Source organism: Pigmentiphaga sp. YJ18 (assembly GCF_038066655.1).
In the GTDB taxonomy this organism is placed as follows: domain Bacteria; phylum Pseudomonadota; class Gammaproteobacteria; order Burkholderiales; family Burkholderiaceae_B; genus Pigmentiphaga.
Window position 1 is genome coordinate 102,517 of the sequence record NZ_JBBUKU010000006.1, and the last position, 22,931, is coordinate 125,447.

Sequence of the window (22,931 nt, forward strand, 5' to 3'; positions counted from 1 at the left end):
CGGTCGGCCCACCAAGCCGCTACACTGGGACATGCGCGGCGCGAGACGGGCACCGGACGGTGCGGCCGAATGGGCGCCTCTTCCAGGAGCGAACGTCATGACGGCAGATTACACGGCATCCCTGCGCGACCGCGTCGTGCTGGTCACGGGCGGCACGCGCGGGCTGGGACGCGAAATGGCGCTGGCGCTGGTGGCGGCGGGCGCGCGGGTCGCGATCACCGGCGCCCACGCCTCGGACGCCATGCACGAGACCATGGCGCAGGCCCAGGCCACGGCCGGCATCGGACGCATGTTCGCCATCGTCGCCGACGTCACGCGCTTCGAGCACTGCGCGCGCGCCGTGACCGAGATCCGCGACCATTTCGGCGCGCTGCACGTGCTGGTGAACAATGCGGGCATAGGCATGGGCGTCATCAGCGACACCTTCACCACCGAGCCCGCGCGCTTCTGGCAGACCGACCCGCAGGCCTGGCGCGCCATCATCGACACCAACATCAACGGCGCCTTCAACATGGCGCGCGCCGCCGCGCCCCTGATGGTGGCCCAGGGCTTCGGCAAGATCGTCAACATCTCGACCAGCGACCAGACCATGGTGCGCCGGGGCTATTCGCCCTACGGCCCGAGCAAGGCCGCGCTGGAGGCCGCCTCGCGCATCTGGGCCCAGGACCTGGAAGGCACCGGCGTGGACGTGAACGTCTACCTGCCCGGCGGGGCCGCCGACACCGACTTCCTGCCCAGCGGCCCCAACAGGAAGGGTGCCGACGGCAGCCTGCTGCCCGCCTCCATCATGCGGCGCGGCATCCTGTGGCTGTGCTCGGACGCCTCCAACGGCCGCACCGGTGAACGCTACATCGCGCGGCTATGGAACGAATCGCTGCCGGCCGAACTGGCCGCCGAAGGCGCCCGCGCGCCGCACACGGACAAGCCGGCCATCATGTAGAGGCAGGCGCGCTAACGCCGGCGCTCGATCTCCATCCGGTAGCTGAAGCTGGCCGCCGGGTGCCAGTTGAACGAACAGATGACGCTGCCCGCCGCCGAGAAATAGTGGCGGATCAGGCACAGCGCGATCGCCTCGCGCTGGTCGCCCAGCAGCGGCCGCAGATGGGCCGGCATGGGTTCGGCGCGGATCTCCTGCGTGGCCCGCACGATGGATTCGCCCGCGCGGGCCTCGATATGGGCATAGAAGGGCCCCACGCAGCCGGGCAGCTCGGGGCCTATCCACGCCAGCCGCTCAGGCAGGAAGGAACTGGTGCAGCAGATGGGCGCGCCGCCCCGCTCGGTCCAGCGCACGCTGTCCACCTGCAGCCAGCGGTCGCCCTCGCGCGCGCCCAGCATGGCCGCCGTGGCCGCATCCAGCGCCACCAGGGTCGAGGCGCGGATCTCCACATGGGTGTCCAGCGCGTACTGGAACAGGTCGGACAGCGAGGCGATCGACTGCTGGTAGGCGCGCCGCGACCGCGACGCCAACACCACCGTCCCGATGCCCGCGCGGCGTTCGATCATGCCGTGTTCGACCAGGTGGGCCAGCGCGGCGCGTATCGTGTAGCGGCTGGCCTCGAACTCGCGGCACAGCTGGCCTTCGGTGGGGACGTGGCCGCCCACCGGGTAGATGCCGTGCTCGATGCGAGCCAGCAGCGCATCCAGGATCTGGCGGTAGCGGGGGCTGTCGCCGGGCGGTGTTTTCGGGTCTCGTGCTGCCGGCATGCCGCGGGGGATACGCAAGTTTCGGTGTAGGGGAAAAGTACCCGGGAAGATAGCACGCAGGGCGGGCGGCGCATGCGGAAAAGCGCCCGACCATGCTAGTCTATGGGGTTGCTTTTCGCTTCCGGAGTCCGGAACGTTCCGGACTCCGACCTCAGGAGACTGGCATGTATCAGGACCTCGCCCTTTACATCGACGGCGAATTCATCCAAGGCGGCGACCGGCGCGAGCAGTACGTCGTCAACCCCGCCACCGGGGAAGTGCTCGGCAAGCTGCCCCACGCCTCGCGCGCGGATCTCGACCGCGCCCTCGCGGCGGCCCAGCGGGCCTTCGAAAGCTGGAAGAAAACCTCGCCCCTGGAGCGTTCGCGCATCCTGCGCAAGGTGGCCGAACTGGCGCGCGAGCGTGCCCAGGAGATCGGGCACAACCTGACGCTGGACCAGGGCAAGCCGCTGGCCGAGGCCGTGGCCGAGATCATGACCTGCTCCGAGCACGCCGAATGGCACGCCGAGGAATGCCGCCGCATCTATGGCCGCGTGATCCCGCCGCGCAACCCCGCCGTGCGCCAGTTCGTCGTGCGCGAGCCGGTGGGCGTGTGCGCCGCGTTCACGCCCTGGAATTTCCCGTTCAACCAGGCCATCCGCAAGGTCTCGGCGGCCGTCGCCGCCGGCTGCACCATCATCCTGAAAGGCCCGGAAGACACGCCCAGTGCGGTGGTGGCCATGGCCCAGCTGTTCCACGACGCCGGACTGCCCCCGGGCGTGCTGAACATCGTCTGGGGCGTACCCAGCGAGATATCTTCCTACCTGATCGAATCGCCCATCGTGCGCAAGATCTCGTTCACCGGCTCGGTGCCGGTGGGCAAGCAGCTGTCGGCGCTGGCCGGTGCCCACATGAAGCGCACCACCATGGAGTTGGGCGGCCACTCGCCGGTATTGGTGTTCGACGACGCCGACGTCGAGCCGGCGGCCGAGATGCTGGCGCGCATGAAGATCCGCAACGCCGGCCAGGTGTGCATCTCGCCCACCCGCTTCTACGTCCAGGAAAAAGCCTACGACAAGTTCGTGGCGCGCTTCACCGATACCATCGCCTCCATCAAGGTCGGCGACGGCCTGGGCAAGGGCGTGGAAATGGGTCCGCTGGCCCACGAGCGCCGGCTGATGGCCATGGAAACCTTCCTGGACGACGCCAGCCAGCGCGGCGGCCGCATCGTGACGGGCGGCTCGCGCATGGGCGAAAAAGGCAATTTCTTCTCGCCCGCGGTCGTGACCGACATCCCCGACGATTCCAAGCTGATGACCGAGGAACCCTTCGGCCCCATCGCCCCGGTCACGCGCTTCAAGACCACCGAGGAGGTGCTCAAGCGCGCCAATAGCCTGCCGTTCGGCCTGGCTTCCTACGTGTTCACGAACTCGCTCAAAACCGCGACCGCCGTGTCCAACGGCCTGGAAGCCGGGATGGTCAACATCAACCACTTCGGCGTCGCCCTGGCCGAAACGCCCTTCGGCGGCGTGAAGGACTCGGGCATAGGCAGCGAAGGCGGCGTCGAGACCTTCGACGGCTATCTCGTGACCAAGTTCATCACGCAGATCTGACGTTGCCACGGAGCGTCCCCGGCTCCCGGGGACGCATCCACCAGGCCAGCGCGGCGAAGCCCGCCAGCGCCCAGGCCGCCAGCCACGACAGCGATCCCGCCACGTCGGCCAGCGGCGCCCCCATCTGGTTCAGCCTGAGCGAGGCATCGATCCCGGCAGTGCTGGGAAAGATCCAGCGCACCGCCTGCAGCACGGGCGGCAGGCTTTCCACCGGCCACGCGAAGCCGGACAGGAAAGCGATGGGCAGCGACGTGAACAGCCATGCCTGCAAGGCCTGCTCGCGGTCCTTGAGCCAGGCGCCCAGCAGCGCCCCCGCCACGCTGACCGCCGGGGCATAGCACAGCAGCAGCACCAGCGCCCCCAGCGGATTGCCCCCGCGCGGGTAGTCCTGCAGCCAGAATATCCAGCCGAAGTAGACCAGCCCGGCGAACAGGCCGGCGGTGGAGAAGGCCAGCACGCGCCCCAGCCAGACCGCGGCCGGCGCCCGCAGGCGCCCGGCCTCGGCCCAGGTGCCGGCCAGCATCGCGACGCCCATCAGCAGCGTCTGCTGCATGATGATCAGCGCCACCGCCGGCACGACGTAGCTGCCATAGCCGCCGGTGGGATTGTAGAGAGCGACGGCACTGACGCCGACCGGACTGCGGCCGGCCATGGCCTGGGCCCGCCCCTGGCCGCGCGCGCTGCGCTGCGCGATTTCGATGCCGGCCGACACCGTGCCGATCACGGCGGTGAACCCGGTCATCACCGCCTTGTTGTAGAGCGCGTAGCTGCCGTTGGTGCTGACCACGACCGGCGCCGGCCGGCCGCGCAGCACGTTGCGCCTGAGGTCCCGGGTCAGCAGCGCGTAGCCTTCGATCTCGCCGCGCCACATCGTCTGCCTGGCGGTTTCCTCATCCCCGGTCACCATCGCCACACGCAGGTCGGGGCTGGCATCGGCGTAGCGCACGATCTGGCGCGACAGGCTGGAGTGGTCCAGGTCCACGATGGCCACCGGCACGCGTTGCAGGACCTCGGTGGCATAGGGCCAGGGATAGAAGAAGCCGTAGAAGACCGGCGCCAGCACGATCAGCAGCAGCGCGCCCTTGTCGCGCAGCAGTTCCGCCAGCGTGTCCCGCCAGGCGGCGGCCCAGCCGCGCGCGGCCATCAGCGGCCTCCCCAGCGCGCGGGCTCGGCCGCCACGCGGCACAACAGCCACGCGCCCGCCAGCGCAAGCAGCGCCGTGCCCACCGGCATCGACACGAAAGCCGGCAGCGACTGGCGCAGGGGCGCCGCCATCTGCAACTGCTCCACCTGCAGCCGTATGTAATGCGTATAGGGCAGCGCCAGCGCCCAGGCGCGCGCGCCGACCGGCATCGCGGCCAGCGGAAAGCCCATGCCGCTGAAGGCGAAGGCCGGCGCCGTCACGACGCCGGCCAGCGACAGCGCCGTGCGCAGGGACCGCGTCGCCAGCGCCGCGGCCGCGCCCATCGCGATCGACAAGGCCATGAAGGCCACCAGGGCCAGGGCCACCCACGGCAGGCTGCCGGGCGGATGCCAGCCCCGGCCCCAGGTCAGCCACAACAGTGCCGCCAGGCCCACGCCGGACAGCCCGGTCCACGGCCACGCGAGTTTGCCGGCCAGCGCGGCCAGGGCCGGCCCCGCCGCGATGCGCACGCCGCCGTCCGGAGCCGTCCCCGCCCCCGTGGCGGCCGCGAGCCAGGCGCCCACCGTTCGGTCGCGGATCTCCCGGCCCACGGCCCAGGCGCCCGCCGTCATGCCCAGGATATGCAGCAGCGCCGGAATCAGCGCGGCCGCCAGGAACTGTTCGTAGTTCAGGCTGGGGTTGAACAAGGCCAGCGAACTGGGCCGGATCGGTTCGGCACTGACCGCCACCGCCTGCGCCGGCTCGCCCCGGCGATTGCGCGCCGCCATCTCGACGCCGACCGACAGCGTCATGGCCACGGTCTGCACGTCGCGCAGGACCAGGCCCGACACCGTGTAGAACTGGGCGTTGTGATACAGCGTGACGTGGCCGCTGGCCCCGCGCTTGATGTCGCGCGAGAAGTCGCGCTCGATCGCCACCACCGCGTAGATGTCGCCCCGCTCCATGCCGGCCCGCGCCTCGGCCAGGTTGGCGTCGCGCCGCGCGATGCGCAGGCCCGGCGCCGCCTCCAGCATGCGCGCGAGCTGGCGCGACAGGGCCGAATGATCGTCGTCCACGATGGCGATGGGCAGGCGCGTGGGGATGCCTGCCGAGAACATCCACCACAGCAGCAGCACGGCCAACAGCGGCACCCAGCTGATCATGGCCAGTTCGCGCGGATGCCGGCGCAGCCAGGCGGCCTCCCGGCCCGCCGCGCGCAGGAAGACGCCGGACCGCGCCTGCCGCTTCGCGGACTTGCCGGCCGTATGCGAAGAAGGCCCGGCGGCCGCGCTCATACCGTCACCGCACCAGCACGCTCATGCCCGGCCGCGCCCCGTCTATCGGCGCCTCCGGACGGGCCCGGACCTCGAAGGTGCGGACGTCGAACCCCTGGCTGGCGCGGGTGGTGCGCCAGGTGGCGAAGTCGGGCAGCACGGCCACGTAATAGACCTTGAAACGCGCGCGGCGCCGGTCCAGCGCCGGCAGTTCGGCCTCGAAGCTCGTCCCGACGGCGAAGCGCGAAAGCCGGTCCTCGCGCACGTTGATGGCCACCCACTGGTCGGCCAGATCGACCACGGTGGCCACCGCCACACCCTGCGGCGACAGCTCGCCGACCTTGGCATAGACCTTGGTGATCTCGCCGGCCACGGGGCTTTTCAGGTTGACCTCGGCTTCGGCCGCCTCGGCCTCGGCCAGCGCGCCGGCCACCTGCCGGGCCTGGCCCGCCGCGGCCTCCTTGTCCTCGGGCCGCGCGCCGTCCAGCGCAAGCTGGTACTGCGCCCGCGCCGCCAGCGCCGCATCGCGCGAGGCGTGGTAGTTGGCGCGCGCCTCGTCGCGCTTCTGCTCGGCCACCAGCCCCTCGCGCGCCAGGTTGTCCACGCGGCGGAACGAGACCTCGGCCAGGTCGGCCGCCGCCTGCGCGCGCTGCCAGTTCAGTTGCGCCATCGTGATCTCCTGCGGGCGCGCGCCGCGATCGGCCTTGGCCTGCACCGCCCGCGCCGCCGCCAGCGCCCCCTGGGCCTGGGCCATCTTGGCGGCGACCTCGGGGCTGTCCAGGCGCACCAGCAGCGAACCGCGCTCCACCCGGTCGCCTTCCCTGACCGCCACCTCGGCCACGCGCGCCGAAATCTTGGCGGCGACGTCGGTTTCCTGGGCCTCCATGTAGCCCTGGAACTGCTCGGGCGCGGGCCGCGACGCGCGCCAGAACCCATAGGCGACGACGGCCAGCGCCAGCACGCCGGCAACGGCGATGGCGAGAGTGGATTTTCTTGCGCTCATGGCAGCTCGGTCTCGTTGTCGTCAGGGGCCGCGGGCGGGATCGGCGACCACGGCCGCCAGCGGCAGGCGCACGTCCGCCCGTTCGATGTAGCGCGGCAGCTCGCCGCCCAGCCCGCTGGCCTCCAGCAGTTCGGCCAGGGACTGGATATAGTCGTAGGCGGCTTGCGCCCTTTCAGTCTGCACCTTGGCGCGGTTGGTCTCGGCATCGATCAGGTCGGTGGCGGTGCTGACGCCTTCGCGCAGGCCGCTGGTGCGCAGGCGCACCACCTCATCGGCCAGTTCCACGCTGGCGCCGGTCGCCAGGAACTGGCGGCGCGCCTGGTCCACCGCACGCCACTTGCTTTCCACCAACAGACTGATGTCCTGCCGCGCCTGGGCCTCGGTCAATTGGGCCTGGAGGACGGTCTTGTCGCTGGCGGCGTCCAGCGACGGCCGGTCGAGCGAATCCCACAGCGTCCAGCGCACGCCCACGCCCACCAGCCAGCTGCCATTCTCGCTGCGGATCTGGTGCCCGCCGAAGGCGAACACCTGCGGCCGCCGGGTGGCGGTCTCCACCGCATGCAGCTGGCGTGCCTGCTCTTCCTTGGCCGCGACCTTGCCCAGCGCGGGGTGGCCGTGCATCGCGGCATCCAGGAAGTACGGCAGCGGCTCGATGGCCTGGGTCAGGATGAACAGCGGCGTCGACGGCCGCACGGCCTCGTCCATGCGCAGCGTGCGGCCCAGCGCGACCTGCGCCAGTTCCAGCTTGTCCTGCGCTTTGCGCTCCTCGCGCCGCGCATCCTCCAGCGCGACGCGCGCCTGCAACCGATCGACGCGGGCGATGGTGCCTTCGGCCATCATGCGCTCGGCGGCGCGGTCGTGTTCGCCGATGGCCCGCAGGACCTCGCGGCGCAGGTCCCATGCGCGGGCGGCGAGTTGCGCGGCGAAATAGCGCTTGGCCAGCGTGGTCTGTACCTCGTAGCCGGCCTGGGTCGCGTCCGCGCGCGCCTCGTCGGCCTGGGCATGGACCAGGCCGCGCGCCGCGTCGGTGGCCCCGCCCAGATAGAGCGGCCAGATGCCGATCAGGGATTTGTTGGTCAGGGACCCGTGCCGTTCCAGCTCCACGTTGGAAGGCAGGGGCAGCGGAATGCCGAGGTTGTTCAGCCCGGACAGGCTGAGATTGGCGTTGGCCTCGTAGCGGATGTGCGAGGCGGACACGCTAAGCGAAGGCCCGCCCAGGTTGCGCACGCCTTCGAGCTGGAGTTCCTTGCTTTGGACCGCCGCCCGCGCCGCGCCCAGCTTGTCGGACCGCGCCAGCACCTGCTGCTGCGCCGCCTGGAAACTCAAGGCGGGCAGCGCCTGGGCCGCCGCGCCCGCGTGCAGGACGACGGCCACCCCGGCCATGGCCCCGCGCACTGCCCACCGCCGCGGCTCACCCCTGCCCGAACGGAACTGCCAGCCCCTGGACGTCGACGCATGCACGGATCCCGTCCCCCCGAAAAGAACGGCGGGGCCGGACATCCCCCGCCAGCCGCGCCTGTTGGGGACATGATAAAGAAAACAGGCCAATAGTGCGCATCTTGCGCATCACATCGCCGACAGTCCTCCATCGACCAGCACGTGGGTCCCGGTCATGAACGAGGCCTCGTCCGAGGCCAGCCACAGCACCGGCCAGGCGATCTCCTCGGGTGCCGCCCAGCGCCGCAGCAGGGACGTGTCGCTGCGCTCGCCCTTCAATTGCTCGACCGCCTTGCCGCGCGCCTGGGCCCGGCCCACGTGGAACTCGGTCAGCGTCGATCCCGGGCACACGGCGTTGACGCGCACGCCGTATGGCGCTTCCTCGAACGCCAGCGTGCGGGTCATCGCCAGCAGGCCGGCCTTGGTCGCGTCGTAGATGCCCATGCCCGCCCTGCCCGTCACCGCGTAGCACGACGAGACGATCACCACGCTCCCCTTGCCCGACTCGCGCAGCGCGGGCAGCGCGGCACGGCAGTAGTTGGCCGTGCCGATCAGGTTGACGTCCACCATGGCGCGCCACTCCTCGGGCCGGGCCGCGGACAAGGGCGAGTAGTTGCGCATGGCCGCATTGCAGACCAGGACGTCCAGCCCGCCCCAGGTCCGCCCGGCCAGCTCGGCCGCGCCTGGCGCCGCGTCCTCGTCGGCCACGTCGGCGGCCAGGTGTTCGACCCGGGCCCGCGGGTACTGCTCGCGCAGCACGGCGGCGGTGCGCGCCAGCGCGTCGGCATCGCGGTCCACCAGCAGCACCGCCGCGCCTTCCTGGCAGAAGACCCGAGCGATGGCGGCGCCTATGCCCGCGCCGCCGCCGGTGATCAGGGCCCTGCGTTCGGCAAGTCTGGCCATGACTCAACCCGCCTTGGCGCCGGTGGCCTTGATGACCTTGCCCCAGCGCTCCACTTCGGTCCGTATCCAGGCACCGAACTGTTCCGGCGTGTTGGCCACGACCTCGAACTCCATGTCGCGCAGCTTCTGCTGCACGTCCGGCATGTGCAGGACCTTCACGATCTCCTTGTTGTAGCGGTCGATGATGGGGCGCGGCGTGCCTGCCGGCGCCAGGAAGCCTATCCACGACGTGGCGACGAAATGGGGATAGCCCGACTCGATCATGGTCGGGATGCCGGGCGTGCTGGCGAAGCGCTTCTCGCCCGTCGAGGCCAGCAGCTTGAGCCGCCCTTCCTTTACGTACTGCTGGACGTTGCCGGGCACCATGAAAGCCGCCTGCACGTTGCCCGCCACCAGGTCGACCAGCGCCGGCGAGGCGCCGCGATAGGGCACGTGCGTGGCGCCCAGTCCCGAGGCTTCGTTCAGCATTTCCATGGTCAGGTGCGAGGCGCTGCCCGTGGCCACCGATCCGTACGACAGCTTGCCCGGATGGGCCTTGGACCAGGCCACCAGATCGGCCACGCTCTTGACCGGCAGTCCCGGGTTGACCACCAGGTACTGCGGCGAGCTGACCGCGAGCGTGATCGGCGCCAGGTCGGTCACGGGGTCGTAAGGCATGTTGTCGAACAGCGTCTTGTTGATGGCGATGGGCCCGTTGTAGCCCACCAGCAGCGTGTAGCCGTCCGGCGGCGACTTGGCCACCAGGTCGGCGCCGATGTTGCCGCCGGCGCCCGGCTTGTTCTCGACGATGACGGGCTGCCCGAGTATGCCCTCGAGCTTGGACGCGACCAGCCGTCCCAGCACGTCGTTGGTGCTGCCCACGATGGGCACGATGATGCGCACCGGCTTGGTGGGCGCCCATTCCTCGGCGGCCACGGCCGCCGGGACGACGGAACAGACGGCCAGCGCACAGGCCGCGTTGCGTAGCAATGCTTGCATGAAAGTCTCCTTACCCTCTCGTTCTTGAAGCGGCCGGCTTGGCCTTGACCGCATGGCTACACGCTGTAGACCGGCTCGTTCAGGCCGTCCGCCAGGTGTCTCTTGGCCCACTCCATCGGATCGGCGGCACGGTCCAGCAGGACGCCGGCGGCGCGCACGCGCTGCGCCGCGCCGTCCAGCGCCGGCGGTTCCGAACCGTTGGCCAGGCCCACCGCGGCTTCGTGCAGCATGCGGCGCGCCATGACGATGGCGCGATCCGTGGGCAGCAGCCGTTCGGCCTCGTGGTCCTGGATGGGTCCCATGCTTTCCTGCAGCGACGCGTCCTGCATGGCGAAGCCGAACACGCCGCTGTACGCGCGCTTCTCTTTCTGCGCCACGCGATCGATCAGGTAGTCGTTGTCCTTGTTGGCGAGCGGGCGGAAGGTGACGGGATCGCAGGGCGCGTGGATGCCCCGGCCCGCGTCCAGGTCCGCGCGCTCCTGCTCGGACAGCGGCTTGTCGGGGTGGAAATTGATGCTCCAGGCCCAGCAGTTGTGGTCATCGATGGGTACCCAGACGTGGCCGCCCAGGGCATGGTCGCCGAATGGCGGAATCAGCGTGAACCACGGGAACAGCCACTGGGTGATGCGCCAGTAGTACGAATCCGGTTCGCCGTTGCGGCGGCCGTACAGCGACAGGCCGAAATCGTTCTTCTCGATGTCGAACACGACGTTGCCGTCGGCCTTGATGTAGTCGTTGGCCTTGGTGCCCTGGTGCAGCGGATCCACGTCGACCTCGTAGCGGTGCACGTACGACACGTGGCTGGTGTCGATGCCGCCTTCCATGGCCTGCAGGTAATTGGATTCCTGCAGCCGCTTGGACACGTAGATGTGGCTTTCCGGCAGGCCGCACCATTCGACCTCGGGCAGGCTGGGCTGGGTTTCGGGCGGACCCATGTAGGCCCAGACGACGGAGCCGCGCTCGATGCACGGATAGGCCTTGATACCCATGCGGCTGCAGCTTTGCGGCGCCGACGGCACGTCCACGCATTCGCCCAGGCGGTTGAACTTCAGGCCGTGATAAGCGCAGCGGATGCCGTCCTCTTCGTTGCGGCCGAAGTACAGCGACACGCCGCGATGCGAACAGAACTCGTCGATCAGCCCCACCTGCCCGCTGCTGTCGCGGAACGCCAGCAGCTTCTCGCCCATGATCTGGACCCGCACCGGCGGGCAGTCGGGCTCGGCGATCTCGTTCGATTTCAGGATGGGGACCCAGTAGCGCCGCAGCAGATTGCCCATGGGCGTGCCCGGGCCGGTGCGCACCAGGATTTCCGAGGTTTCCTTGTTCATGACTCCACTTTCTCCTGCGGGTAATGTCCGTTCTGTGATAATTGAGTCCATTCTACGGACATAAAACGGATTGTCAACGGGTACGCGGCAGCAGAACCCGGCGGCGGCTCGGCTACGATGTCGGGCTCGATGGACAGAGACGAATGAGGAAAGGCGTGGCGGAAACCGAGAAACCGGGCGAAAGCGTGCGGGCCGTGGACCGGGCCCTGGAGATCCTGCTGGCCTTCACGGCCACGGACTACGAGCTGACGGTGGGGCAGTTGCTCAAGCGCGTGGACCTGAGCCGGCCCACGCTGTACCGCCTGCTGTACACGCTGGAACAATGCGGCTTCGTGGTGTCGGAGGGCGATCCGCAGAAATTCCGCCTGGGACCCGCCGTGGGCCAGCTCGCCCACGTCTGGACCTCCAGCCTGGACCTGAGCGCACTGGCGGCGCCGCCGATGCAGCGGCTGCGCGAGCAGACCGGCGAGACCGTCGCCCTGTTCCTGCTGCAAGGCGGCGACCGGCTCTGCATCGCCGAACTGCCCAGCCCCCAGCCCCTGAGTTTCAAGCGCGGCATCGGCTATCGGGAACGGATCTCGGTGGGCGCCAGCGGCCGGGCCATCCTGGCCAACATCGGACAGGGCGACGAGGACCGGCGCCGCTACGCGGCCGAGCGTGGCCTGGACATCGCGCAGCCGGCCGAGGACCTGGACATGGTGAAGCAGCGGGGCTATGCCGTCAGCAGGGACGAACTGATACAGGGCGCGGTGGCGATCGCCGCGCCGTTCTTCGACCGCAGCGGCCAGGTGGCGGGCTCGCTGGGCGTGTTCGGCCCCGGCGCCCGGCTGCCCGCCGAGCGCATCAAGGAATTCGGAGAACGCGTGATGCGGGAAGCCGCCGAACTGTCGCGCACGCTGGGCAGCCGGACGGCGCCCTGAGCGTGGCGGATCAGGCCCGCCGCGCGGGCGTGGCGGCCGCGCGCGCGGCCGCCAGCCGCTGCGGGTCCTGCGCCCGCAGCCGGACGTCCGGGCCCAGCCCGCTCACGTCCACGAACTGGAAACGGCGCGCCTGGTCCAGGTCCTCGATCAACGGCAGGCGCGCCATGCCCGCGCCCTCGCCCAACAGCACGGGCGCCATGTAGACCAGCAGTTCATCCACGCAGCCGGCCTGCAGCAAGGCGCCGGTCAGCACCGCGCCGGCCTCGGCATGGACTTCGTTGATGTCGTGCTGCCCCAGCCAGCGCATGACGCCGGGCAGGTCGACCCGGCCATCCGCGCCCGGCAGGCAGATGACGCGCGCGTTGCGCGCCGCCAGGTCGGCGGCGCGGCCGGCATCCTCGCGCGCCGTGAAGATCCAGGTTTCCGCGCCATCGAGCAGGCGCGCGCCGGCCGGCATGCGCAGATGCGTATCCAGCACGATCTTGCGCGGCGGGCGCGTGGTCGCCACATGGCGCACGTCCAGGCGGGGATCGTCGGCCAGCACGGTGCCGATGCCGGTCAGCACGGCGCAGCTGCGCGCGCGCCAATGGTGGCCGTCGGCCCTGGCGGCCTGGCCGGTAATCCATTGCGACCGGCCGTTGGGCAGCGCGCTGCGCCCATCCAGCGACGCCGCCATCTTGGCCCAGAGCCAGGGCGTGCCGCGGCTCATGCGGGAGACGAAGCCGACGTTCAGCGCCAGCGCCTCGTCCAGGCACACGCCCGCGGTGACGGCGATGCCGGCGGCGCGCAGCCGCGCCAGGCCTTCGCCGTTGACGCGCGGATTGGGATCGCCCATGGCCACGACGACCCGCGCCGGCGCGGCGGCGACGAGCGCGTCGACGCAAGGCGGCGTACGGCCATGGTGGCTGCACGGCTCCAGCGTGACGTAGACGGTGGCGCCTTCCACGGAAAGGCCGCGCGCCTGCGCGTCGCGCAGCGCCCGGACCTCGGCATGCGGCCCGCCCACGGGCTGGGTCGCGCCCTCGCCCAGGATCTGGCCGTCGCGCACGATGACGCAGCCCACGCGTGGGTTCGGTGAAGTCGTGTACAGGACGCCGTCGGCCAGCGACAATGCGCGCCGCATCCAGGCGGCATCCTCGGGACGTTCGGCGATCTCGGCGCTCATCGGCGATCAGGATTTCGTGGCGGGAGGCCGGGGCCCCTGGATCTCGCGCACGACGTCGGTGAATTCGTCCACGTCCTCGAAGCTTTTGTAGACCGAGGCAAAACGGATGTAGGCGATCTTGTCGAGCTTCTTGAGTTCCTGCATGACCAGTTCGCCCACGCGCTCGGACGGTACCTCGCGCAGGCCGCTGGTCATCAGGGCTTCCTCGATGCGGGTAACGGCGGCTTCCACCGCGTCTGCGCTGACGGCCCGCTTGCGCAGCGCCAGCATCAGGCTGCCGCGCAGCTTGCCCTGGTCGTACTCCGACCGGCTGCCATTGCGCTTGACCACTGCCGGCAGCGACAGCTCCACCCGCTCGTAGGTGGTGAAGCGTCGATCGCAATGCGTGCAGCGGCGGCGCCGGCGAATGGCGCTGCCTTCTTCCAACACCCGGGTGTCCATCACCTGGGTGTCCTCATGGCGACAGAAAGGACACTTCATGTATGGTCCTCGATCCTCTGCAACCTAGAACACCCCCTCCAGGGCGCCGCGGATCCGGCTTTGCCGGTCCGCCAGCGCCGCCCCCTCGAGGGGGCGCCCGAAGGGCGTAGGGGGTGGGCCCTCCTACCCACCGTAGACCGGGAACTTCGCGGTCAGGGCATTGACGCGCTCGCGCACGGCCGCGATGTTGGCCTCGTCGCGCGGGTTGTCCAGCACGTCGGCGATGAGGTTGGCGGTCAGGCGGGCCTCGTCTTCCTTGAAGCCGCGCGTGGTCATGGCCGGCGAGCCGACACGCACGCCGCTGGTGACGAAGGGCTTTTCCGGATCGTTCGGAATGGCGTTCTTGTTGACCGTGATGTGGGCCTGGCCCAGCGCCAGTTCGGCGTCCTTGCCCGTGATGCCCTTGGCGCGCAGGTCCACCAGCATGACGTGGCTTTCGGTGCGTCCCGACACGATGCGCAGGCCGCGCTCGACCAGCGTCTCGGCCATCACCTTGGCGTTGGCCACGACCTGGGCGGCGTACTGCTTGAACGAGGGATCCAGCGCTTCTTTGAAGGCCACGGCCTTGGCGGCGATGACGTGCTCGAGCGGGCCGCCCTGGATGCCGGGGAAGATGGCGGAGTTGACGGCCTTCTCGAACTCGGCCTTGCACATGATCAGGCCGCCGCGCGGGCCGCGCAGCGACTTGTGCGTGGTCGAGGTGACGAAATCGGCGTGCGGGACCGGGTTGGGGTAGGCGCCGCCGGCGACCAGGCCGGCGTAGTGGGCGATGTCCACCATGAACAGCGCGCCGTTGGCCTTGGCGATCTGGGCGAAACGGGCGAAGTCGATGCGCAGCGCATAGGCCGAGGCGCCGGCCACGATCAGCTTGGGCTTGTGCTCGGCGGCCAGGCGCGCGACCTGGTCGTAATCGATTTCCTCCTGGGCGTTCAGGCCGTAGGACAGGAAGTTGTACAGCTTGCCCGAGGCATTGACCGGCGAGCCGTGCGTCAGGTGGCCGCCCTCGGCCAGGCTCATGCCCAGCACCGTGTCGCCGGGCTTGAGCACGGCCATGTACACGCCCTGGTTGGCCTGCGAGCCCGAATTGGGCTGCACGTTCACGGCATCGGCGCCGAAGATCTGCTTGGCGCGGTCGATGGCCAGCTGCTCGACGATGTCCACGAACTCGCAGCCGCCGTAATAGCGCTTGCCGGGATAGCCTTCGGCGTACTTGTTGGTGAGTTGCGTGCCCTGGGCCTGCATGACGGCGGGGCTGGCGTAGTTTTCCGAGGCGATCAGCTCGATGTGCTGTTCCTGGCGCTGGTTTTCCAGCTCGATGGCGGACCAGAGTTCGGGATCGGCCTGGGCGATGGTGCGGTTGCGGTCGAACATGACGGTTTCCTTCCTGTGCAGAACGGGGGCCAACCGACGGGTTCAAAGCGACGGCCAGCCGATATGACGGAAACCGCGCCACATCGTCCTGCTGCGCCTGCGCGGCAGGGCAGCCGAAACGAAAGACGGCGTGACGCGATCTACGAATCTGCCTAACGGCTGCCCAGGCGAACGGCGGGCGGCGCGGCCGCGCCCCGGATGGGACGAACCGAACCGCCGGAACCCTGCGCTTCCTTGTGGTAAACCCACCTAGGCCCCAGGCCTAGAGTCGCCAGTCACGCAGGGTGAAGGCAAGGAGTAGTTTACCCCAGACTGGCGCGCCCCGGCACCGGTCTGCGCGGCGGCGCAACATGGGCTATCGTGGCAGCCTGACCGCGACCGACAACCGACTTCCAGGACTCTCCCGATGAAGCACCGCATCCTGCAGATCGCCTCCATCACGCCCGCCGTCGACGCCCGCCTGGCGCGCGACTACGACGTGGCGCCCCTGTGGAAACAGGCCGATCCCGCCGCCTTCCTGGCCGAGCACGGCGCCGGGTTCGAAGGCATCGCGATCCACGTGCGCGATGCCTGCGGCGCCGACATCCTGGCGGCCCTGCCCAACGCCCGCGTCATCGCCAACTTCGGCGTGGGCTACGACCGGATAGACATCGACACCGCCAAGCGCCAGGGCATGCAGATCAGCAACACCCCGGAAGTGCTGGACGGCTGCGTCGCCGACCTGGCCATGGGGCTGGCGATCGACGCGGCGCGCGGCATTTCCGTCACCACCCGCTTCGTGCGGGCCGGCGGCTGGAAAACCGGCCAGCGTCCGCTGATGACGCGCGTCCACGGCAAGAACATGGGCCTGCTGGGCTTCGGCGGCATCGGCCAGGCCATCGGCCGGCGCGCCGCCGGCTTCGACATGGACGTGCGCTACCACACGCGCCGCCCGGTCGCCGGGTCCCCCTACCGGCACGAGCCCTCGCTGGTGGAACTGGCCCGGTGGGCTGATTTCCTGGTGGTGGCCTGCCCCGGCGGCGCGGCCACCCGCCACCTGGTGAACGCCGAAGTCATGGAGGCCCTGGGCCCGTCCGGCATTCTGGTCAACATCGCGCGCGGCAGCGTGGTGGACGAGGCCGCGCTGGTGCAGGCGCTGCAGGCCGGGCGCCTGGGCGGCGCGGGGCTGGATGTGTTCGAGCACGAGCCCGACGTCCCCCAGGCCCTGCTGGAGATGGACAACGTGGTGGCGGTCTCGCACATCGCCGGCTTCACCCGCGAATCGCGGGCGGACATGGAAGCCCGCGTGTGCGACAACCTGGATGCGTATTTCCGCACCGGGCAGGTGTTGAACCCGGTTCCCTAAAGCTCCATCAACTGCCGCGCGTCGGCCTGCCCACGCGCGGATTCACCCTCCCAGGTCTCGGACGCGGACCAGCGCTGGTCCAGGATGACTTCGACACCGCTCAGGTTGCCGGCATCCTGGATGGTGGTCATCAGCACTTCGAGAATGCGGCGGGTATTGACCGAAAAAGAACGAAGGTGTCGGGTGGTCAGGCATATTTCCCGCGAAATGCGGGGTTCGCATAACTCCCGGAACTTCAGTTCATTGAGTGGTCCCGCCTGGGCGGCCAGCGCCGGCACCACCGAGATTTTCCCGCCCAAGCCCAGCATGGCGTAAAGGGAATGGGTACTGGACACGTTGTCGTGCAGCTGGGCCCTGTCGTGCAGGCCCAACTCCGGGTAGTTCTCCAGGAAGGCGCCGATGCCGGTGTCTCCCGTCAGCCCGATGTAGTCGTACTGCGCCAGGTCCGACCACTTGATCGGACCATTGGTACAGGCCAAGGGGTGGTCGTTGGGAAAGATCACGCCGAACGGGTCGGCCAGCATGGGCACGTAATTGAGCTCGGGATAGTTGTTGAGGCGGCTGCACAGGCCGAAATCGACGTCGCCGTCGAGCACGGCCCGCTCGATCTTGTCCGACCCGCCGTCGCGCACCGAAACGGTGATGGCGGGATAGGCCCGCCGAAACGCCGCCAGCGCCGGGGTCAGGATGTGCATGATCATCGACGGCGCGGCGGCGATGCGCACGTGCCCCCGCTGGCTCTTGGCGATGGCCTGGAGATCCCCGATGGCGCTGTCGAAGTCCCGCAGGATGCGCTCGGCCACGGCCTTGAAGCGGACGGCATCGTCAGTCAGGACCACGCGCCGCGTCGTGCGGTCGAACAGCTTCAGCCCGACCGCTTCCTCGAACTGCTGGATGGTGGCGGTCAGGGACGATTGCGTATGGAACAGCCGCGCGGCGGCCAGGGTGAACGAACCGGTTTCGGCAATGGCGACGAAACACCGCAGGTGACGCAGGGAAATCTTTCTCATGATGGCGAGCCTTCGAAAGACACCGCTCGAACAACCCTGGACGTGTTGCAGCGCGGTATTCGCGCCGGGCTCCCGCCGTGCGGCGTGGGCGGATCAGGTCTGGCCCGCCGTGACCGCCGTCTCGAAGCGATCGAAGAATTCTCCTGCGAGCTTCCTGGCGACTCCTTCGATCAATCTTGCTCCCACCTGGGCCAACTTTCCTGCGACCTGAGCCTGGGCATCATAGGCCAGGCGCGTACCGCCGTCAGCGGGGTCCAACACCACATCGGCGCCGCCTTTTGCCAGGCCCGCCGCCCCGCCGCTGCCTTCGAACACCAGCCGGCAACGCGCCGGCGCCTGCGCGTCGGCGATGGTGAAGGTTCCCGAGAACCGCGCCTTGACGGGGCCGATGGCCATCACGACCACGGCCCGGTAGCGGGTGTCGTCCTCGCGCTCGACCGATACGCAGCCGGGTATGCACTGCTGCAGGATGGCCGGGTCGAACAGGCTTTCCCAGGCGGTCTGCCGATCGACGGCCAGTTGCCGTTCTCCGGTAATGTTCATGAATGGAATGTCCTTGAGGGGGTTTCGGATTCAGCCGGCCTTGGCCAGCCGGTCGCGCGCCATTTCAGTGGCCTTGACGATGCCGGCATAACCGGTGCAGCGGCACAGGTTCCCGGCCAGTTGGTCGCGGATCTGGTGTTCCGATGCGCAGCAGCCGCGCGCCAGCGCATCGCGCACCATGATGACCATGCCGGGCGTGCAGAAGCCGCATTGCAGTCCATGCGCCTCGGAAAAGCATTCGCGGATGACCGCCATCGCGGCATCGTCCTCGAAGCCTTCGATGGTCGTCACCGACCGGCCGTCGACCGCGGCCGCCAGCGTGATGCAGGCCCGCACGGGCTCGCCGTCCACCAGCACCGAACAGGCGCCGCACACGCCGTGTTCGCAGCCGAGATGGGTGCCGGTCAGGCCGCAGTGGTCGCGGACGAAATCGGCCAGCGTCATGCGGTCCTCGACCTCGCCCGCTACCGGCGCACCGTTCACTGTCAATGCAAGCTTCATGTCTGCTCCTGCAATCGCGCGCACGCGCGTACGACCATGGTCCGATGCAGATGGAACTCGTAGGACGACGCGGCCAACCCCGTAGCGTCCCGCACGTCCGCGTCCACCACCTGCCCGAGCTGCCGCGGATCGACCCGATCCCCTTCGGCCAGCAACGCCGATACGCGCCCCAGCCGGCATGGTTTGTCTCCCGCCGCGCCCAGCGCCACCTCGGCCAGTTCCCGAGCCGGATCGCGTACGACGGCCGCGATGGAATGGGCGAACTCGCCCGACTTCCGGCAGAACTTCTGATAGCTCCACCGAGCCAGATCGGACAGAACGGGCACGGTCACGCCGACGAGGATCTCGTCCGGCCGCAGCGCGGTCTCCATCAATCCGAGCTGGAATCGCGCCAACGGCAGCCGGCGTTCGCCGCCGGTGCCGCGGATGACGGTTTCGGCCCCCAGCGCCAGCAGCGCCGTGGGCCAGTCCGCCGCGGGATCGGCGTGGGCCAGACTGCCGCCCAGCGTGCCGCGGTTGCGCACCGAACGAAAGGCAATGCCGCCGGCCACGTGCCGCAGGTAGCCGCGCGACGGATCCTCGATCCTGCCGTCCTCGATCATGGCGTGCGTAACGCCCGCACCGATGAACACGCGATCGTCCTCGGCCGCGCTGCGCCGCAGTTCGGCCAATCCGGAGATGTCGATCATGGTGTCCGCCACCGTCAGGCGCAGGTTCATCATGGGCACCAGCGACTGGCCGCCGGCCAGGAAGCGAGAGGTCTCGCCGCCGGCCGCCAGCGCCTCGTCCAGGGTCGCGGCGCGGCGATAGGAAAACGGCGCGGCCTTCATTGCACCACCTCGCCTTCCCGATGCGCGCGGGTTGCGCTCGGCGTGCCTTCGGCTGCCGCGACGATGGCGGCCCGCACGCGCTGCGGCGTCATGGGCGTTTCGTTCAGCTCGGCGCCCAGGCCGCGCAGCGCGTCACGCACCGCGTTGGCGATCGCGGCCGGCGGCGGAATGGCGCCGCCCTCGCCCATGCCTTTCATGCCGTACTCGGTGTGCGGCGTGGGCGTCACCATGTGGCCGATCTTGATGGGCGGCGCCTCGGGCGCGCCTGGCATCAGGTAATCGCCCAGCGTCGTCGCCAGCGGCTGTCCATTCTCGTCATAAGGGATTTCTTCGTACAGCGCCGTGCCTATGCCCTGCACGATGCCGCCGATGATCTGGCCGTCGACGATCATGGGATTGACCACGGTGCCGCAGTCCTCGACGCAGGCGTAGTCCAACAGATCGATCTTGCCCGTATCCGGGTCCACGGCCACCACGGCCGCATGCGTCGCATAGGTGAACACACCGGTGTCGACCTGCGGCTCGTAGGTCGTCGTCACGTCGAGCAGGGGTTCCATGCCCGGCGGCAGCGCTTCCTGCCGCAGATGCGCGATGCGGCCGATCTCGTCGAAGCCCATCGACCCTTCGGGCCCGTGCACGCTCCCGTCCTCGAAGCGCAGCGCCTCGGCTTCGCACTTCATGGCGTACGCGGCGATGGCCGCCATCTTGGCGCGCAGCAGCCGGCACGCCCGGGCCACCGCGCCCCCCGACATGACCATGCTGCGCGAAGCGAAGGTCCCCATGCCGAATGGCGAGACCTGGGTGTCGCCATGCCGGACCGACACGCGGGCCGGATCGATGCTCAATTCGTGATGGGCGATCTGCGACAAGGCCGTCTCCAGGCCCTGCCCATGCGACACGATGCCCACCATCAGCATGAGCGATCCGTCGGGCATCATCCGCGCCGTGGCCGACTCGTAGCCCGGGATCACCGGCGTGCCGCGCGAGACCCATTCGCCGCAGCCGTGCGCGGTCTGCTCGGTGAACGCCGCAAAGCCCACGCCAATCAGGCGGCCGTCGGCTTCGCCCTGCTTCTGGCGCGCCCGCACCCCGGCCAGCTCGATCAACCCGGCGGCACGCCGCACCGACTCGCCGTAGTTGCCGGTGTCGAAGAGCAGATTGGTGATGGACCGGTACGGCATGGCGTGCTCGGGCACCATGTTTTCCACACGCACCTCCCAGGGCTCGCGGCCCACGGCGTGGGCGATTTCGTCGATGGTGCGCTCGATGGTGAAACAGGCGGCCGGGCGCGCCACGCCTCGATATGCGCCTATGGGCGACTTGTTTGTGGCCACGGTATAGCTGCGGCAACGATAGCTGGGCACGTCATAGGGGCCGGGGATGTTCTTGGCAACCATGCCCGTCTCCATGAAAGGGCTGTTGGGCCAGTGCGAATAAGCCCCGGCATCCACATAGACCTCCACGTCCAGGCCCAGGATGCGGCCGCGTGCGTCGGCGTAGGCCTTCACCTTGTGATGATGCTCGCGGCAATGGATGGCGCTCAGCAGGTGCTCCCGCTTGTCGTCCAGCCAGCGGACCGGCCGCTTGAGCTTGAGCGCCAGCGCCGCCACCATCAGCTCTTCCGGATACAGCACGCGCTTGGCGCCAAAGCCGCCGCCCATGTCGGGCGAGATCAGACGCAACCGCCGCTCCTCGATACCCAGCACCTGCGCCATACCGACCCGCGTCTGGTGCGGCGACTGGCTGCCCGTGTAGACGCACAGTTCGTCCAGCCGGTCGTCCCACACCGCCAGGATGGCGCGTCCTTCCAGCGGCACGGCGGACTGGCGGTTCATCCGGTATTCGCGCTCGATCACCACCGCGGCCTCGCGCCGCGCGGCCGCCAGGTCGCCGAACTCGGCGTCGCGCGCCACGTACACGTTGTCGCCCCATTCCTCGCGGATCAGGGGCGCGCCGGGCAGCGTGGCCGCGACGGTATCGACCACGGCCGGCAGTTCCTCGATGTCGACCAGCACCGAGTCGGCGATGTCCTCGGCCATCGCCCGTGTGGGCGCGATCGCCATCGCCACCGGCTCGCCGGCGAAGCGGACGCGATCGGTGGCCAGGGCCGGATGCTCGGAATACTTGAAGCCGTCGATCTTGGGGACCGCCACGATGGGCTTGACGGCGGGAAAATCCCTGGCGGTGAACACCTGGTCGCGGTACTCGTCGGGAATGACGATGCCGCGCACGATGCCGTGGGCGCTGGAACTGCGCACGAACGCGACCTCCAGCATGCCCGGCACGCGGATGTCGCCGACGAACTGCCCACGCCCCCGCAGATGGCGCCAGTCCTCCCGGCGGCGCAGGCGCGCCCCGATCCCCTTTGCCGTCGCCGTGGACGAGCCGCTCGCATCCTTGTCGGTCATCAGTCGCGCTCCAGTCCCATGTCCTTGACGAGCTTACGGTAAGTCGTGGCGTCGTGGCGGCGCAACTGGGCAAACTCCGTCGAACTGATCAGATAGGGTTCCGCGCCCAGCGTGGCGAGCTGCTTGCGCATCTCCGGCGACTGCACCGCCTTGTGGATGGCGGCATTGAGCTTCTCCACGACGGCTGGCGGCATGTGGGCCGGCCCTTCTATGCCCATCCAGAAATTCATGGTGGCCGAGGGGTATCCCGCTTCGATCGCGGTGGGCACGTCGGGCAATATCGAGGAGCGCTCCTTGGACATCACCACCAGCGGACGCACTTGCCCGGCGCGCACGTAGCCTATGGTGGAGGGCAGCGAATCGAACACCATCGACACCCGTCCCGAGATCACGTCGGGAAAGGCCAGCCCCGACGACTTGTACGGCACGTGGGTCATGGTGATGTTCATCGCGTTCTGCAGGATCTGGCCCGACAGGTGGCCGGTGCTGCCCGGCCCGGCCGAGGCGAAGCTCAGCTTGTTCCGGCCTTCGCCCTTGGCATAGCTGGCCATGTCGGCCAGGGACTTCACCGGCAGGTCGTTGTTGACCGCCAGGATGTTGGGCGTGGTCACCAGCGTGCCGATCGCGGTGAAATCGTCGATCGCATGGTAGGAAAGGTTCTTGAGCAGCACGGGCGCCACCACGACCATGGGCGGACTGGTCAACAGGATCGTGTAGCCGTCGGGCGGGGCGGCGGCCACGACCGCGGCGCCTATGGTGCCGCCCCCGCCGCCGCGGTTTTCCGCGACCACCGACTGCCCCAGCGCGTCGCTCATGGACTTGGCCAGCACCCGTCCGATCGAATCGGATACGCCACCGGTCGCATACGGAATCACCAGCCGGATCGGCTTGCTGGGGAACTCGTCGGCCACCGCTGCGGAGGGCGTCACCCAGGCCGCGCACACCATGGCCATCCCGGCCACGGCCCACCCGGCCCGCGTGGATGGCGACTTCACCTTACAACACCTGCCAGAGCT

Annotated in this window: 21 protein-coding genes and 1 riboswitch; of the genes, 4 read left to right on the forward strand and 17 right to left on the reverse strand. The window is 69.4% G+C overall.

Translation table 11 applies throughout. The features are described from left to right. Positions 1-97: 97 nt before the first annotated feature. Positions 98-940 carry an SDR family NAD(P)-dependent oxidoreductase gene (locus tag WKR98_RS27240; protein ID WP_341435204.1) on the forward strand — a complete coding sequence of 281 codons (843 nt, stop codon included), beginning with the start codon at positions 98-100 and terminating at the stop codon, positions 938-940. 11 nt (positions 941-951) lie between these two features. On the opposite strand, the gene WKR98_RS27245 is transcribed toward WKR98_RS27240, so the two are convergent. Continuing rightward, complete coding sequence (locus tag WKR98_RS27245) at positions 952-1,704, reverse strand: GntR family transcriptional regulator (RefSeq protein ID WP_341435205.1); 753 nt, start codon at positions 1,702-1,704, stop codon at positions 952-954. A gap of 164 nt (positions 1,705-1,868) precedes the next feature. Here WKR98_RS27245 and WKR98_RS27250 point away from each other — a divergent pair, with 164 nt between their 5' ends. After that, positions 1,869-3,296: an NAD-dependent succinate-semialdehyde dehydrogenase gene (locus WKR98_RS27250; protein ID WP_341435206.1), complete on the forward strand. Its 1,428-nt coding sequence runs from the start codon at positions 1,869-1,871 to the stop codon at positions 3,294-3,296. Here the strand turns inward: WKR98_RS27250 and WKR98_RS27255 are convergent. From WKR98_RS27255 to WKR98_RS27285, 7 genes are all read right to left on the reverse strand, one after another. Next, positions 3,283-4,440: an ABC transporter permease gene (locus WKR98_RS27255; RefSeq protein WP_341435207.1), complete on the reverse strand. Its 1,158-nt coding sequence runs from the start codon at positions 4,438-4,440 to the stop codon at positions 3,283-3,285. The two genes, WKR98_RS27250 and WKR98_RS27255, sit on opposite strands and share 14 nt — an antisense overlap. Next, positions 4,440-5,714 (reverse strand): ABC transporter permease, encoded by a 1,275-nt coding sequence (locus WKR98_RS27260; protein WP_341435208.1) that lies wholly within the window; start codon positions 5,712-5,714, stop codon positions 4,440-4,442. The genes WKR98_RS27255 and WKR98_RS27260 overlap by 1 nt, the downstream gene beginning before the upstream one ends. Positions 5,715-5,718: 4 nt before the next feature. Next, entirely contained in the window at positions 5,719-6,696 is a 978-nt protein-coding gene (locus WKR98_RS27265) for an HlyD family secretion protein (protein WP_341435209.1), read from the reverse strand. Positions 6,697-6,717: 21 nt separating this feature from the next. Further along, complete coding sequence (locus WKR98_RS27270) at positions 6,718-8,079, reverse strand: TolC family protein (RefSeq protein ID WP_341435210.1); 1,362 nt, start codon at positions 8,077-8,079, stop codon at positions 6,718-6,720. 183 nt (positions 8,080-8,262) lie between these two features. Continuing rightward, on the reverse strand, positions 8,263-9,036 hold the full coding sequence (locus tag WKR98_RS27275) for an SDR family NAD(P)-dependent oxidoreductase (protein ID WP_341435211.1): 774 nt from the start codon (positions 9,034-9,036) through the stop codon (positions 8,263-8,265). A 3-nt stretch (positions 9,037-9,039) separates the two neighbouring features. Next, on the reverse strand, positions 9,040-10,014 hold the full coding sequence (locus tag WKR98_RS27280) for a Bug family tripartite tricarboxylate transporter substrate binding protein (protein WP_124691065.1): 975 nt from the start codon (positions 10,012-10,014) through the stop codon (positions 9,040-9,042). A 56-nt stretch (positions 10,015-10,070) separates the two neighbouring features. Continuing rightward, positions 10,071-11,342 carry a Rieske 2Fe-2S domain-containing protein gene (locus WKR98_RS27285; RefSeq protein ID WP_124691066.1) on the reverse strand — a complete coding sequence of 424 codons (1,272 nt, stop codon included), beginning with the start codon at positions 11,340-11,342 and terminating at the stop codon, positions 10,071-10,073. Between the two features lie 143 nt (positions 11,343-11,485). On the opposite strand from WKR98_RS27285, the gene WKR98_RS27290 reads away from it, so the two are divergent. Continuing rightward, positions 11,486-12,262, forward strand: coding sequence for an IclR family transcriptional regulator (locus WKR98_RS27290; protein ID WP_124691067.1), 777 nt, complete (start codon positions 11,486-11,488; stop codon positions 12,260-12,262). A gap of 10 nt (positions 12,263-12,272) precedes the next feature. Here the strand turns inward: WKR98_RS27290 and ribD are convergent, their stop codons facing one another. The 3 genes from ribD to glyA form a co-directional block, all read right to left on the reverse strand. Further along, entirely contained in the window at positions 12,273-13,385 is a 1,113-nt protein-coding gene (gene ribD / locus WKR98_RS27295; RefSeq protein WP_124692479.1) for a bifunctional diaminohydroxyphosphoribosylaminopyrimidine deaminase/5-amino-6-(5-phosphoribosylamino)uracil reductase RibD, read from the reverse strand. Positions 13,386-13,433: 48 nt separating this feature from the next. Beyond that, a complete protein-coding gene (gene nrdR / locus WKR98_RS27300; protein ID WP_124691068.1) occupies positions 13,434-13,907 on the reverse strand; it encodes a transcriptional regulator NrdR in 474 nt (157 codons plus the stop codon). A gap of 123 nt (positions 13,908-14,030) precedes the next feature. Further along, positions 14,031-15,278: a serine hydroxymethyltransferase gene (glyA, locus tag WKR98_RS27305; RefSeq protein WP_124691069.1), complete on the reverse strand. Its 1,248-nt coding sequence runs from the start codon at positions 15,276-15,278 to the stop codon at positions 14,031-14,033. Between the two features lie 154 nt (positions 15,279-15,432). Next, a riboswitch (ZMP/ZTP riboswitch) is annotated at positions 15,433-15,567 on the reverse strand. Positions 15,568-15,684: 117 nt separating this feature from the next. On the opposite strand from glyA, the gene WKR98_RS27310 reads away from it, so the two are divergent. Further along, positions 15,685-16,623, forward strand: a complete 939-nt coding sequence (locus tag WKR98_RS27310) for a 2-hydroxyacid dehydrogenase (protein WP_341435212.1) — start codon at positions 15,685-15,687, stop codon at positions 16,621-16,623. Here the strand turns inward: WKR98_RS27310 and WKR98_RS27315 are convergent. The 6 genes from WKR98_RS27315 to WKR98_RS27340 all read right to left on the reverse strand — a co-directional run bounded on the left by WKR98_RS27315 (position 16,620) and on the right by WKR98_RS27340 (position 22,910). Beyond that, a complete protein-coding gene (locus tag WKR98_RS27315) occupies positions 16,620-17,633 on the reverse strand; it encodes a LysR family transcriptional regulator (protein WP_238160169.1) in 1,014 nt (337 codons plus the stop codon). The genes WKR98_RS27310 and WKR98_RS27315 overlap by 4 nt on opposite strands. A gap of 93 nt (positions 17,634-17,726) precedes the next feature. Continuing rightward, a complete protein-coding gene (locus tag WKR98_RS27320; protein ID WP_124691072.1) occupies positions 17,727-18,176 on the reverse strand; it encodes a CoxG family protein in 450 nt (149 codons plus the stop codon). Between the two features lie 30 nt (positions 18,177-18,206). Beyond that, positions 18,207-18,677, reverse strand: a complete 471-nt coding sequence (locus WKR98_RS27325) for a (2Fe-2S)-binding protein (protein ID WP_341435213.1) — start codon at positions 18,675-18,677, stop codon at positions 18,207-18,209. Then, positions 18,674-19,507 (reverse strand): FAD binding domain-containing protein, encoded by an 834-nt coding sequence (locus WKR98_RS27330; protein WP_341435214.1) that lies wholly within the window; start codon positions 19,505-19,507, stop codon positions 18,674-18,676. Before WKR98_RS27330 ends, WKR98_RS27325 begins: the two co-directional genes overlap by 4 nt. Beyond that, positions 19,504-21,918, reverse strand: coding sequence for a xanthine dehydrogenase family protein molybdopterin-binding subunit (locus WKR98_RS27335; protein WP_445936171.1), 2,415 nt, complete (start codon positions 21,916-21,918; stop codon positions 19,504-19,506). Before WKR98_RS27335 ends, WKR98_RS27330 begins: the two co-directional genes overlap by 4 nt. After that, a complete protein-coding gene (locus WKR98_RS27340) occupies positions 21,915-22,910 on the reverse strand; it encodes a Bug family tripartite tricarboxylate transporter substrate binding protein (RefSeq protein ID WP_161567917.1) in 996 nt (331 codons plus the stop codon). The genes WKR98_RS27335 and WKR98_RS27340 overlap by 4 nt, the downstream gene beginning before the upstream one ends. Positions 22,911-22,931 lie beyond the last annotated feature (21 nt).